The following is a 13,594-nucleotide window of genomic DNA, read 5'->3' on the forward strand; positions in this document are numbered from 1 at the left end:
GGACCCATAGGCCGCGTGAATGCACGCTCAGCATGGGTCCCCGCCTGCGCGGGGACGACGGGTTTAGGTTGCAGGCCGAAAGGACGCCGCGGGTCATGCGGGTGGCTTATTTGCCCTTGCACTCGTCCGTAATGGCCTGCTTGATTTCCTTGAGCATCACCGCCCGCTCTTCCGGGCCGCCGGCCGGTTGGCCCGACACGTAGGCCATCGGGCAGCCCATCTTGTCGGCATCGGCCACGTACTTCTCCAGCATCCTGATCGTCTGGCGCCACCCCGCGCATGCCTGCGGCGTGGCCTTCTCCGCCTTTTGCAGCTCGGCGGTCTTCGCCTCGATCGGCTTGGACAAGGCTTCGCATTGCGCCTGCTTCGGGGCAGCGGCGGCATAGGTCGAGGCGGTCATCATCAAGAGAGAAGCAATCAGCAGGCGCATCGGGAAACTCCAGTTCAGGTTGAAACCGCGATTTTCTCAGCCGGGAGTGGCGGAAAACAGCCCTCCCGAGGGGGGAACAACAAGCCCGGCACGGGGCCGGGCTGTGGATCAGTTCGAGCCGGCGCGCGCCTTCCCGAACGGGTCGCCCGCCTTCCAGGCCGGCATCTTCGGCGCATTGGCCACCGCCTGCCCCAGGTTCAGCGTGAACTGGGCCTGCTGCACCATGCCCGACAGGTCCCAGCTCGGGTCATACTCGTCGGTCACCTGGTGGTAGCGCGCGGCATAGGCCTTGGCCTTGGCGTTGTTCGCCTCCACGTCTTTCACCCAGGCGTGGCCGCCGCCCACCGAGAACGCCGGAATGCCCGCCTTGGCAAAGCTGAAGTGGTCGCTGCGGAAGTAGCCGCCCGACAGGTCCGGCTTGGCCGGCGCCGGCACCAGGCCCATCGCCTTGGCGGTGGCCGCTGCCATCGCGCCCAGGTCGGTGCGCTCGCTGCCCTGCACGCCGATGTCCTTGGCCGCGCCCACGAAATTCAGGCTGTCCAGGTTCAGGTTGGCCGCCGTCTTCGCGGCCGGCCACAGCGGGTTGGCCGCGTAGGCCGCGCTGCCCAACAGGCCCTGCTCTTCGGCCGCCACCCACAGGAACATCTGGCTGCGCTTGGCCGGCGTGCGCACGGCTTCTTGCGCCATCGCCAGCAGGCCGGCGGTGCCCGATGCGTTGTCCACCGCGCCGTTCCAGATGTTGTCCTTGGCGTCGCCGTATTTGCCCATGTGGTCCCAGTGCGCGCTGTAGATCACCACTTCGTTCTTGAGCTTGGGATCGGTGCCCGGCACGATGCCGGCCACGTTGTACTCGTCCAGCTTGCGCACTTCGGCGCGGGTCTCGCCCTTCACGCGCGCGCCCAGCGGCACGGGCTTGAACGACTTGTCTTCGGCTTGCGCGCGCAGCTTGTCCAGGTCGAAGCCGGAAGCGGCAAACAGCTTGCGCGCGGTGTCCTCGGTCATCCAGCCTTCCATGCCGGGCTCCGTCTCGCCCTCGGCCAGCTGGAAGCGCTCGGTCATCCAGCTGGTCTGCACCACGCTCCAGCCATACGAGGCCGATGCGGTGGTATGGATCAGCAGGACGCCTGCGCATTTGTGGCGCGCCGCTTCCTCGAACTTGTAGGTCCAGCGGCCGTAATAGGTCAGGCCCTTGCCATTGAAGCGGTTCGGCTCGGCGTCGGTTGGCTGCGGGTCGTTCACCATCACCACCAGCACCTTGTTGCTGCAGTCCAGACCCTTGAAATCGTCCCAGCCTTCTTCTTGGGCGGTGATGCCGTAGCCGGCGAACACCAGCTCGTGGTCCATCTGGTGCACCGGCTGCGTGTCGCCCGGCGCCCATACCCAGTCGGTGCCGAAGGTGAGCGGCAGCGCCTGGCCGCCCGCGACGATCGACACGTTGCTCTGCGCCGGCGACGATTTCACGCCCGCGATTTTCACCGGCTGGCGGTAGCTGCTGCCGTTGGCCGGTTGCAGCCCGATCGCCATCGCCTGCGCTTCCAGGTAGTTGACGGTCAGTTCGCCGCCGCGCTGGCCGGTGCCGCGGCCTTCGAGCGCGTCGGAAGCGAGGAAGGCGAGATGGGCGCGCAGCGGCGCTTCGTGGACGACCGGGCCGGCCGCGACCTTGGCGGCATGCGCCGGGAACGCCATCGCCAGGCTGGTGGCCAGGACGGCGGAGGTGAGCATCTTCTGCATGGGATCCTGCGGTAGTTGATGGTTGGTCTGGCGCACGGATGAGTGCGCCGGATCATTGTATTTCATTTCCCAATCGAAACCACAGGATGTCTCTCGTGACGGTTTGGCCCGTCATCGGGATGTAGGCTCGCTTCGGGCGCGCCGCCGGCAGCGCCTGTTCCGGCAGGCCGGGAATGCGTTCCTCCACGTGCACGCCCAGCAGTGGGTCGCCGATCAGGTCGAATGCGAAATGCAGGGTCTGGCCGCCCATGCCGTACATCGACAGTGACCAGCCGCGGATCTGGTCGTCGTTGGAGAGCTCGCGCCCGTTGACCAGCGCCCGCCACGGCTTGCCGCCCTGTAGCCGCATCTCGATGTTCGGCGCGCTGTTCTTCGAGGTGAGGTCGAACGCGATGTGCCGGGGCCTGGCTTCGTTCTTGAGCAGCAGCGCGTAGGGGAATTCGACGCTTGTGCGAGCCGCCCGCGCATACCACAGGTCGTCGCTGTCCCAGCCGAACACGTCGACCAGGCGCCGCGGTTTTGGCTGGTCCGGGAACATCCGGCGCGACCAGTCGTCGAGCTCGGGCACCGATGAGAGCCACCATTCGCTCCACGTCGGCATGTCTTTGTAATAGACCAGCGGGTTGGGGCGGGGCGGGTCGGGCGGCGGCGTGCTGGCACTGCCCGGCAGCGCGAGCGCGGCCGCACCCGCGAGCATGATCGCGCGCGCTGGCAGGCGCCGTGTGGCGACCGCAAGCAGCGGCAGCGCCAGGCCCAGGAAGATGGCGAGCAGCCACAGCGGAATGTGGACCCGGAATGGCGTGGGCATCGCATACGCGTCGCGCGCGGCGGGGACCAGCAGGGCTACCGCCGGCGCCAGCCCGGCCAGCAGCAACGCCACGCGCACCGAAGAGGGCAGGGCGCGCACCCAGGGCGCGTGCAGTGCGGCCAGCGCGAGTGCCGCGCCAATGACCGGCCACGCGAGCAGGTAGGTGGCGCCTGGCGCAGCCCAGCTGGCGACCACCAGCACGGCGGCCAGCCACGCGAGTGCGCCCAGCGAGGCAGCCATGGCGCCGATGCGTGCGCATAGCTTGCGCTGCAGTGCAATGAACACGGCCGCCGTCAGCGCCGCGGCAGCGCCCATGAAACGCAGAGCGCCGTTGCCCGGCCCCGCCAGCGCAACCATTTGGGCGAGCGCGCCGTGCAGGCCGTCCAGGTAGAACAGCGCGAGCGGGACACCAGCGGCGAGCGCATAGCCGAAGGCGCCCTTGACGATATCCACCGCCTCCACCTGCGACTGCTGCATCGCCAGCAGGCACACGCCGAACACCAGCAGGCAGGTGATGCGCGTGACCGGCCAGATGCTGCCCGCCGGGTAGTGCAGCATGCCCAGCAGGGGCAGCGAAAACCAGACCTGGTCCGGTTCGACCTTGGTGCTCGCCGGGCTGCCTGCCAGCGTGCGGACCAGTGCCAGCATGGTGTCGCCTTCGTGCTGCAGCGTGGCGCGGTCGAGCAATGCCGGTGTGTCGAACGTGCCGAGCTGTCCCGCCACAGCCGCGAACTGCAGGAGCGGCGCGGCGAGCGCGGCCAGCGAACTGGTGGCGGGCGCCATTGGCATCAGGCTGGATACCTCGCGCATGAACGACGATCCGCGCGAGTTCGGGCTCGCCGACCAGGCCGCGATGGCTACGCCAGCGTTGCCATGTACGTCCTGCAGGATGGCCGGGCCGAGGTTGCCAAGGTCGCGAAACCGCAGCGTCTGGCCCACCTGCCGCGCCAGCGGGTGCTGTTCGGCGAACGCCTGCTCGCCAAGCGCGCCGATATTGTCGCCATCGGCGAACAGGAACACGGTGTCGCCTGCCAGCGGCGGGCTGGCACGCAGTGCGCGCAAGGTCTCGAGCATGGCGGCACTCCCTGCCGCATCGGCCGCGCCGAAGGTATCGCCGGCGCTGTCGTAGTGCGACGCCACCAGCAGCGGCGCACGGCCGCGGGCCGCACCGGGCAGGCGCACGATGACGTTGTGGACGGTGGCAAGCGTGACGTGGACGTTGTGGTGGTTGTCCATGCTTTGCCGCTGGACGGTCGCGGTCTGCACTTGCGGGTCCAGGCCCATCGAGCGCAGTGTAGCGACGAGATAGGCGCGGGCACTGGCGTTCATGGCCGAGGCGACGGGGCGCGGGGTACGCGCCAGTTCGCGCACGTGGACGAAGGCGCGCTCCGCGGCAAAGCGTGCGGCTGGCGCGCTGGCGCTGGCGGGCGCTGGCAGGGCGGCCGTGACGAGGCACGACCAGGCGAGGGCGCACACGGCTGCCACGGCCGCAACGCACCCCGCCACGCCGGGGCATTCCGGCAGGGCTGAGTCGGTGGTCTCCAATTGTTTTTCTCTCTCTTTTTGTAGTGGTTCGGCTGGGACAGCGGGTGTTGGGTGTGCACCTCCTTCACGCAGGATTGGCTGCGCTATCACTGGTTGGAAGCGTGGGCAGGAAGACCTGCCCACCCTTCGGGGCAAACAAAAAAATGCCCGCCAGGCTGAGGGAGGGCGGGCAAAGAGGGGAAAGGTCGCGCGTTACACAGTTATTCGAGCTTCCAGTCGTAGGCGATCTGGGCCCAGCCGGCTTCGGCCTGGCCGCCGTTCATCGCCGCCTTGAATTTGCACAGGCTCAGCGCGTTCACCGCGGCGCGGTCCAGTTCACGGTGGCCGCTCGAATGTTCGATGCGCGACTGCTGCACCCGGCCGTCGGCGCCGATCAGCAGGGCCAGCGTGGTGGTGCCGGTGTCGCCGTTGCGCAGCGAGGTGGCGGGGTACTGCGGGGTGGCGCAACCGTCGGCCATCACCGCGGTGCGCATTGCGCCGGCGTTCTGCGACGGCTGGGCCGGCGGCGCTTCTGCCTGCTGGGCCGGGGCCGGCTCGGCTGGCACCGGGTCTGCCTGGGTGGTCGCCTGCATCGGTGGCGGGTCCTGCGGCGGTGGCGTCTCAACCTCCACGCGCGGCACCACCAGCTCCGGCGGCGCCACGCGCGGCATCGGCCGGGGCGGCTCGGGCGGCGGCGGCGGAGGTGGCACCTCCGGCTGGAGCATCACCATGATGTCCTCGGGGACGGTCGGCAGCTTGATGTGCCGCGTGTTGATGCTGTGGATGAAGACGGTCGCCACGAGGACGTGGAGGCCGGCGACAACGGCCATCTTGGTTGCCTTGCTGCCGGTACCGTTGTTCAGGTGCGAGAAGTGCATGGCGTTCTCCTTTTCTTGTTGTGCTCGGTGGCGGGCCTGGTGGGGCTTGAGCGTCTTTTTGTCGTCGGGGGAGCTACGTTTTCCTTTCGATGGAACCAATGTATTCCATGTCCTAGCAATTTGCAACTCCGATTCGTAGCAAATTTGTTTCTAATCGTAGTCGCCGCACGAGGAAATGGGGGCGGGAAACCCTGGGCCGGGCTACTCGCGCGCCAGCTCGTTGTATGAAATAATCACTCCAGGGCCGCCCTGGTTTCGGTGTGATGGCACACATAGCTTCCAGAGATTGGTAAGCGGATGTAACGGGCGGCGCGCCTCAGGAGAAAAACGTGCAAGCAGAGCAAAAACCGATCCGCGTGATGCTGGCGGACGACCATCCCATCGTCATGACCGGCTTTGCCATGTCGCTGTCCGGGCACGGCATGGACGTGGTCGGGCAGGCCAAAACGCCGGACGAGGCGGTGGCCATGTACGGCGAGCTCCAGCCGGACGTGCTGGTGCTCGACATTCGCTTTGGCACCGAGCTGACCGGGCTGGACGCGGCCCAGCAGATCCTGAAGGCGCACCCGGGCGCAAAGATCGTGTTCCTGTCGCAGTTCGACCAGGACAGCCTGATCAAGGAGACCTATCGCCTTGGCGCGCACGCCTTCGTCACCAAAGACTGCGACCCGGCCGACCTGGCCACGGCGGTGCGCCACGCGCATGAGGGCAAGCTGTACTTCCTGCCGCAGATCGCCGAACGGCTGGCCAGCCTGGCGGTGCGTGGCGACGTGTCGCCGCAGTCGCAGCTGGACGAGCGCGGGCTCGAGATCTTCAAGCTGATGGCCGAGGGCCTGACCAACGCCGAGATCGCGGAAAAACTGAACCTGTCCACCAAGACCATCAGCAACATCAGCCAGGCGGTCAAGGAAAAGCTGGGCGTGCACCGCCAGGCCTACATCACCAAGCTGGCCGTCAAGCACGGCCTGATCGAGCCGTAAGCGCCGATGGCCGGGGCGGCAGCCAGCGTGCGCAGCATCCTCGCCGCCTTCGCGCTGGCGCTGGCCGCCGGCGCGCAGGCCGCACCGCGTGATGAAGCCGTCAGCGGCTACCGCTTCCAGATCGTCACTGCCGACGACGGTGCGGTCACGCGGCGCATCGTGGATGACCTTTACAAGCGGCTGGTGCCTACCTTCGCCGTGTTTCGCACCGAGCTGGCTCAGCGGCGCCGCATGCTGGTCGTCACCGTGGGCCCGGCCGCGCTGCACGACATCGTCAAGCGCGACTGCGACTGCGCGGTGATCTCGGCGTTCACGTCGAGCCAGGTGTACCGCTCGGTGCTGTCCAGCGTGCCGGCCGCGCGCGCCGCCGCCATGACCGCCGTGTACGCCGAGCCGGCGCCGGCCGACCAGTTGCGCCTGGTCTCGCTGCTGTATGGCCGCCCGGTGCGCGTGTCTGCGATCCTCGGGCGCGACACCGGCTTTCTCAAGCCCGTTCTGGAAGGGCAGGCCGAGGTGCAGGACTTTGCGCCCGGCGACGACATCAACCGCATCCTGTCGCGCATCGCGCAGACCGAGGTGCTGCTGGCGCTGCCCGACAGCGAGGTGTACAACACCGAGAGCATCCGCAACATCCTGCTGTCGACCTATCGCCACAAGCAGGCGGTGATCGGTTTTTCGGCCGACATGGTCAAGGCCGGCGCGCTGGCCACCACGTATTCCGAGGTCGAAGACGTGAACGCGCAGGTGGCCGAGATGGCGGCGGCCTATGTGGCAACGGGCGTGCTGCCGCCGCCGCAGTTCCCGCGTTACTTCCGCACCGTCGTCAACGAGGGCGTGGCGCGCTCGCTCGACGTGCGCGTGTCCAGCGACGTGCGCAACTTCGCGCGCGCGGCGCCGCGCCAGCCATGAAGCTGATGTTCTGGCGCAGCTGGAGCATCGGCCGCCGCATGGCCGTCATCACCATGCTGCCGGTGGCGCTGCTGTTCACGTCGTTCGTGTGGTATTCGTGGTATTCGCACCGCGCCCAGGTGGCGGAGGAACTGGCCGAGCGCGGGCGCATCCTGGCAACGGCGCTGGCCGAAACCAGCGAGTACAACCTCATCTCGGGCAACCTGTCCGACCTGCGCCTGACCATCAACGGCCTGGTCCAGTCGGACAAAAGCGTGTACCGCATCGACGTGGTGGACGCCAGCGGCAAGCGCGCGGTGGGCGTGGTTTCGGAATCCGCGGCGGAAGCGGAACCGCGTTACTTTGAGGCGCCGATCAAGAAGCAGATCGTGTGGATCAACCTGTTCTCGGACAACGGCACGCCGCACGTGAGCGCGTCCAGCGATTCGCGCCCGCCCACGCTCACCACCGAAGTCGTTGGCTGGGTGCGGGTGACGATGTCGCCGTCGCTGATGATGGCCAAGCAGGCGCACCGCTTTCGCATCGAGCTGGCGATGGCGGCGCTCGGCCTGGCCGCGGCCGGTGCGCTCGCGTTCTTCCTGGCGCGCAGCCTGACCGTGCCGCTCAAGGAGGCGATCGGCACGCTGCGCCAGATCCGCGGCGGGAATTACCGTGTCAACCTGCCCGTCACCACGGGCGGCGAGGTGGGCGAGCTGCAGGCGTCGATCGGCGACATGTCGGTGGCGCTGGACGAATCGAAGAAGGACCTGGAAAATAAGGTGGCCGAGCGCACGCGCGACCTGGTCGCCTCGCGCAACGAGGCGCTGCGCGCCAACGACGAGAAGCGCAAGCTGATCCAGAAGGTCAATGCCATCATCGAGGAAGAGCGCAAGGGCATCGCGGTCGAGATCCACGACGAGCTCAATGCCTCGCTGATCGCTGTGCGGCTGGAAGCGCAGGCCATCGCAGCGGTGGCATCCAGGGCGCCTGCCGGCCCCGAGGTGGAGCAGATCAGGCACAAGGCGCAGGCGATCACCAAGCTGGCGCTGGACCTGTATGCCAACGGCCGGCGCATCGTGAGGCGCCTGCGGCCCGAGGTGCTGGACATGCTGGGCCTGCACGGCGCGGTGGAAGAGATGCTGCGTCATTACGACAGTTCGCACACCAGCTTCTCGTTCCACTCCGAAGGCGACTTTTCGCAACTGGGCAATGAGCTCGCGATCTCGGCCTACCGCATCGTGCAGGAGGCGCTGTCCAACGTGATGAAGCATTCGGGCGCGACCTCGGCGCAGGTGTCGCTCATCCTGTCCGAACCGAAGCATGAGCTGCACATCGAAGTGGCCGACAACGGCGCCGGCTTCGACACGAAGAGCGCGTCCGAGGGCATCGGCATCATCGGCATGCGCGAGCGCGTCGATGCGCTGGGCGGCAGCATCGTGGTGCATTCAAGCCCTGGCCAGGGCACCGTTGTTGCGATCTCGCTGCCACTGCAGGGCGCAACTGCGGTATCGTAGAGCCCTCGAAAATTTCCACCACCATCGACCATGTCCAACGCATTGACGACGCCTTTCGAGAAGGGCAACCAGAACCAGACCACCACCTGGGCCGATTGCATCGCCTGGTACGAGCAGCTGGCGCGCGACTACCCGCGCGTGCTGCGCTTTGGCGTGATCGGCACGTCGGACGCGGGCGTGCCGATCCACGCCGGCGTGGTGAGCAGCGACGGCGTGTTCGACCGCGACCAGATCAAAGAGGCCGGCCGCACGGTCTTCTTCAACAATAACGGCATCCACCCCGGCGAGCCGGAAGGCGTGGACGCCTGCATGGCGCTGGTGCGCGACTTCTGCACCCAGCCCGAGCGTCTGGCCGCGCTGGGCGAGACCGTGTTCCTGTTCGTCCCGCTGTACAACGTGGACGGCAGCCTGAATCGCAACAACACCTCGCGCGTGAACCAGGACGGGCCGGAGCAGTTCGGCTTTCGCGGCAACAGTCGCCACCTGGACCTGAACCGCGACTTCGTCAAGTGCGACACGCTGACCGCGCAGGTCTTCAACAAGTTCTTCACGTCGTGGGACCCGGACGTGATGGTCGACACCCACACCTCGAACGGCGCCGACTACTCGTACACCATGACCCTGATCCACACCCAGGCGGACAAGCTGGGCGGGGAGCTGGGCGGCTTTTTGCGCGATACCATGCTGCCTTTCATGTTCGGTGAAATGGAGCGCCGCGGCTGGCCGACCTGCCCGTATGTCAATCCGGTCAAGGACAGCCCCGACCACGGCATCGCCGAGTTCCTGGAGACGCCGCGCTTTTCGACCGGCTACGCGGCGCTGCACCACACGATCGGCTTCATGCCCGAAACGCACATGCTCAAGCCGTTCGCCGACCGCTACCACTCGATGCGTGCGCTGGTCGAAACCGCGCTCGACTTCACCGTTCGGAACGGCGCGCAGATCAAGGCGCTGCGCCGCGCCGCCAAGCAAGCGGGCCGCACGCGCGCCGAGTGGCCGGTGCACTGGTCGATGGACGAAGCCAATCCGTCCAGCTTCCGCTTCAAGGGGTACGAGGCGAAGTACAAGCCGAGCGTGCTCGGTGATTACACGCGCCTGTACTACGACCGCAGCAGCGCCTGGGAGCGCGACATCGCCTACTTCAACCGCTTCCCGGCCGACGTGACGGTGAAGGCACCGCGCGCCTACGTGGTGCCGCAGGCGTGGCGCGAGGCGATCGAGCGCCTGCAGTGGAATGGCGTGCAGATGGAGCGCGTGGACAGCGACCGGACCGTGGAAGCGTCGTACTACCACGTCGTGTCGGTGGGCTCGCGACCGAATGCGTACGAAGGCCACATGTTCCACGACGATGTGCAGCTCGAAAAGCGGCGCGGCACCGTCACGCTGCGCGCGGGCGACTACATCGTTCCGCTCGACCAGGACAACGCGCGCTATGCGGTCGAGACGCTCGAGCCGCTGGCACATGACAGCTTCTTCCGCTGGGGCTTCTTCAACAGCGTGCTGGAGAAGAAGGAAGCGTACTCGGACTATGTGTTCGAAGACCACGCCGAGGAGCTGCTGCGCGACGAGCCCGAACTCGCGGCCAAATTCGCGGACTGGAAGGCGGCCAATCCGTCGCTGCTCAAGGACCAGTCGGCGGTGCTCGACTTTATCTTTGCGAACTGCGCGCGCTACCGCGAGCCGGAATGGCGCCGCTATCCGGTGTTTATGGTGGAATAAGCAGTACCATCCCGGCCGGCTGATCACCGGCCGGACTACTAAATCTAGTGTGTTTTTGTCCTAGGTTAATATATTTAGTAGAAAAGCTTGATCCAGCCCAACCTCGCCTTCTATACTCGGTTCCGTTGTCGGTTCCTTTTTCTTGAGGGATTAAAAGGGAATCCGGTGCCGAGCCTGGCTCGAAATCCGGGGCTGCCCCCGCAACTGTCATCGGCGAGCGCTTCGCCGCCACATGCCACTGAACGTGTTCGGGAAGGCAGGTGAAGCGCGTTGATCCGAGAGCCAGGAGACCTGCCGCAACGCGATTTTTTCCTTTGAACGGGGCGGGGTGTCCCGGCGAGAAGTCGCGCCTGTTTTCCAGCTGCGTTCGCGTACCGATTGGCCGGCTTTGCCGCCGCTCGCCCGTGCGCGCCCGCTGGCGGCATGGCGCAGCGCCGATGCTCCACCCCCCAACGCGGAGCTCGGCCCATGCTGCACCCTCAGGTTTTGCCATCAACGCCCGCCAGTCCGGCGGCCGACAATAGCCGTACCCTGGTCGACGTTGTCGCCAGCGTCGACGAATACCTCGAGCGCGCCGACTGGCGCGTGCGCGCCAACGCCAACCAGGGCTATTCGCTCGGTGGCCTGATCCTCAACGTATCGGGCAAGGTGATCGCCAACTATTGGCTGTCGCAGGTGTACCCGCCCGAGATTGGCCAAGCGCACCGCGAAGCCGATTTCCACATCCATGACCTCGATATGCTGTCCGGCTACTGCGCGGGCTGGTCGCTGCGCCAGGTGCTGTACGAGGGCTTCAATGGCGTGCCGGGCAAGCCCGAGGCCGACCCGCCCAGGCACTTTTCCACCGCGCTGGGCCAGATGGTGAACTTCCTCGGCACCCTGCAGAACGAGTGGGCGGGGGCGCAGGCGTTCAGTTCGTTCGACACCTACCTGGCGCCGTTCGTGCGCAAGGACGCCCTGGCCTACGAGCAGGTGCGGCAGGGGATGCAGGAGTTCATCTACAACCTCAACGTGCCATCGCGCTGGGGCACGCAGACACCGTTCACCAACCTCACCTTCGACTGGGTGTGCCCGGAAGACCTGCGCGAGCAGGTGCCGGTCATCGGCGGCGCCGAGATGCCGTTCGCGTACGGCGACCTGCAAGAAGAGATGGACCTGATCAACCGCGCCTACATCGAGGTGATGAGCGCGGGCGACCGGCGCGGCCGCGCGTTCACCTTCCCGATCCCGACCTACAACATCACCAGCGACTTCCCGTGGGAGTCGCCCAACGCCGAGCGCCTGTTCGCGATGACGGCCAAGTACGGCCTGCCGTACTTCCAGAACTTCCTGAACTCGGACATGAAGCCGAACCAGATCCGCTCGATGTGCTGCCGCCTGCAGCTGGACCTGCGCGAGCTGCTCAAGCGCGGCAACGGGCTGTTCGGTTCGGCCGAGCAGACCGGGTCGATCGGGGTGGTGACGCTGAACTGCGCGCGCCTTGGCTACCTGTACGAAGGCGACGAGCAGGCCCTGATGGCGCAGGTGGACCGCCTGGCCGACCTTGCGCGCGACAGCCTGGAGATCAAGCGGCGCCTGGTGCAGCGCCTGATGGACGAGGGCCTGTTCCCGTACTCGAAGCGCTACCTGGGCACGCTGCGCAATCACTTCTCGACCATTGGCGTGAACGGCGTCAACGAGATGGTGCGCAACTTCAGCGGTGGCACGGCGGATATCAGCAGCGAACAAGGCCACGCGCTGGCGCTGCGCTTGCTGGAACGCCTGCGCGAGCGCATGCGTGCCTACCAGGAGGAGACGGGCAACCTGTACAACCTCGAAGCGACACCGGCCGAAGGCACCACCTACCGCTTCGCCAAGGAAGACCGCAAGCGCTGGGCCGACATCCTGCAGGCCGGCACCGCGGAACGCCCGTACTACACCAACTCGACCCAGCTGCCGGTCGGCTTCACCGACGATCCGTTCGAAGCGCTCGCGCGGCAGGACGAACTGCAGACCCGCTACACGGGCGGCACGGTGCTGCACCTGTACATGCGCGAGCGCATCTCATCGGTCGAGGCGTGCCGCAACCTGGTGCGCACCGCGCTGTCGCGCTTCCGTCTGCCGTACATCACGGTCACGCCGACGTTTTCGATTTGCCCGGTTCACGGCTACCTGGCCGGGGAACACGAGTTCTGCCCGCGCTGCGACGAGGAACTGCTCGCGCGCCGCGCTTCCTGATCACCCACCGAACCAAGAAAGGAAATCCCATGTCCGACAAACACCAACAACACCAGCTCGCCGAGAATGAACGCCAGCGCTGCGAGGTCTGGACCCGCGTGATGGGCTACCACCGCCCGGTATCGGAGTTCAACCCCGGCAAGCAGGGCGAGCACCACGAGCGCCGCCACTTCACCGAAGCGCGCGCGCTGCCGGCGATGGCGCATGCGTGAACAGAAGGAGGTGGCGGTCGGCGGACTGGCGCCGTTCACCACCATCGACTTCCCGGGACGGCTGGCCGCGGTCGTGTTCATGCAGGGCTGCCCGTGGCGCTGCGGCTACTGCCACAATCCGCACCTGCTGCCGCGCGCCCCGGCTGCGCCCGGCGCCCCGTCGTGGCAGCAGGTATTGGCGTGGCTGCACACAAGGCGTGGGCTGTTGGACGGCGTGGTGTTCAGCGGCGGCGAGCCGCTGTTGCAGCGCGGCCTGCCGGATGCGCTGGCCCAGGTGCGAGCGCTCGGTTTCGCCACCGCTCTGCACACGGGCGGCCCCTACCCTGAACGGCTGCAGGCCGCGCTGCCGCTGCTGGACTGGGTTGGTTTTGACGTGAAGGCGCCATTCGACCTTTACGAACGCATCACCGGCGTGGACAGCGGGGACGCCGCGCGCGAGTCGCTGCGGCTGTTGTTGGCCTCAGGCGTGCCGCATGAGGTGCGCTGCACGGTCGATCCGTCGATGCTGGATCCGGAAGAGGTGGAGAGGATGTCCCGGCAGGTGGCCGGGATGGGAGTGCGAAAGCTGGTATTACAGCCGGTCCGGCGCGACGGGCAGCGGATCAGTTTTCCCGCACGGACCATGACCGGGGCGGTGCAGGGTGCAGGGGTGCAGGTTGAACTGAGGGTTGGCTAACGTAGGGTGGGCACTTG

At 66.9% G+C, this 13,594-nt stretch carries 11 protein-coding genes and 1 riboswitch; of the genes, 7 read left to right on the forward strand and 4 right to left on the reverse strand.

Annotated elements, in window-relative coordinates; all coding sequences use genetic code 11:
- Positions 1-106 precede the first annotated feature (106 nt).
- The 4 genes from NX774_RS15305 to NX774_RS15320 form a co-directional block, all read right to left on the reverse strand.
- On the reverse strand, positions 107-430 hold the full coding sequence (locus NX774_RS15305; RefSeq protein WP_258823102.1) for a hypothetical protein: 324 nt from the start codon (positions 428-430) through the stop codon (positions 107-109).
- 108 nt (positions 431-538) lie between these two features.
- Positions 539-2,161, reverse strand: a complete 1,623-nt coding sequence (locus NX774_RS15310) for a M28 family peptidase (RefSeq protein ID WP_258823370.1) — start codon at positions 2,159-2,161, stop codon at positions 539-541.
- Between the two features lie 52 nt (positions 2,162-2,213).
- Positions 2,214-4,514, reverse strand: a complete 2,301-nt coding sequence (locus NX774_RS15315) for a M28 family peptidase (protein ID WP_258823103.1) — start codon at positions 4,512-4,514, stop codon at positions 2,214-2,216.
- Between the two features lie 200 nt (positions 4,515-4,714).
- Positions 4,715-5,371, reverse strand: coding sequence for an energy transducer TonB (locus NX774_RS15320; protein ID WP_258823104.1), 657 nt, complete (start codon positions 5,369-5,371; stop codon positions 4,715-4,717).
- A gap of 329 nt (positions 5,372-5,700) precedes the next feature.
- Here NX774_RS15320 and NX774_RS15325 point away from each other — a divergent pair, with 329 nt between their 5' ends.
- The 7 genes from NX774_RS15325 (at position 5,701) to NX774_RS15355 (ending at position 13,577) form a co-directional block, all read left to right on the forward strand.
- On the forward strand, positions 5,701-6,351 hold the full coding sequence (locus tag NX774_RS15325) for a response regulator transcription factor (protein WP_258823105.1): 651 nt from the start codon (positions 5,701-5,703) through the stop codon (positions 6,349-6,351).
- A gap of 27 nt (positions 6,352-6,378) precedes the next feature.
- Positions 6,379-7,260: a hypothetical protein gene (locus tag NX774_RS15330; protein ID WP_258823106.1), complete on the forward strand. Its 882-nt coding sequence runs from the start codon at positions 6,379-6,381 to the stop codon at positions 7,258-7,260.
- Positions 7,257-8,753, forward strand: a complete 1,497-nt coding sequence (locus NX774_RS15335; protein ID WP_258823107.1) for a sensor histidine kinase — start codon at positions 7,257-7,259, stop codon at positions 8,751-8,753. Before NX774_RS15330 ends, NX774_RS15335 begins: the two co-directional genes overlap by 4 nt.
- Before the next feature lie 30 nt (positions 8,754-8,783).
- Positions 8,784-10,472, forward strand: a complete 1,689-nt coding sequence (locus NX774_RS15340; protein ID WP_258823108.1) for a M14 family zinc carboxypeptidase — start codon at positions 8,784-8,786, stop codon at positions 10,470-10,472.
- Between the two features lie 111 nt (positions 10,473-10,583).
- Positions 10,584-10,785, forward strand: a riboswitch (cobalamin riboswitch).
- A 158-nt stretch (positions 10,786-10,943) separates the two neighbouring features.
- Positions 10,944-12,689, forward strand: a complete 1,746-nt coding sequence (locus NX774_RS15345; RefSeq protein WP_370660443.1) for a ribonucleoside triphosphate reductase — start codon at positions 10,944-10,946, stop codon at positions 12,687-12,689.
- A 29-nt stretch (positions 12,690-12,718) separates the two neighbouring features.
- Positions 12,719-12,901 (forward strand): anaerobic ribonucleoside-triphosphate reductase, encoded by a 183-nt coding sequence (nrdD, locus tag NX774_RS15350; RefSeq protein ID WP_258823110.1) that lies wholly within the window; start codon positions 12,719-12,721, stop codon positions 12,899-12,901.
- The gene (locus NX774_RS15355) at positions 12,894-13,577 is read left to right on the forward strand and encodes an anaerobic ribonucleoside-triphosphate reductase activating protein (protein ID WP_258823111.1); all 684 of its coding nucleotides are present in this window, start codon (positions 12,894-12,896) and stop codon (positions 13,575-13,577) included. The genes nrdD and NX774_RS15355 overlap by 8 nt, the downstream gene beginning before the upstream one ends.
- The last annotated feature ends 17 nt before the right edge of the window (positions 13,578-13,594 follow it).

Source organism: Massilia agilis, from assembly GCF_024756255.1.
In the GTDB taxonomy this organism is placed as follows: Bacteria; Pseudomonadota; Gammaproteobacteria; order Burkholderiales; family Burkholderiaceae_D; genus Telluria; species Telluria agilis.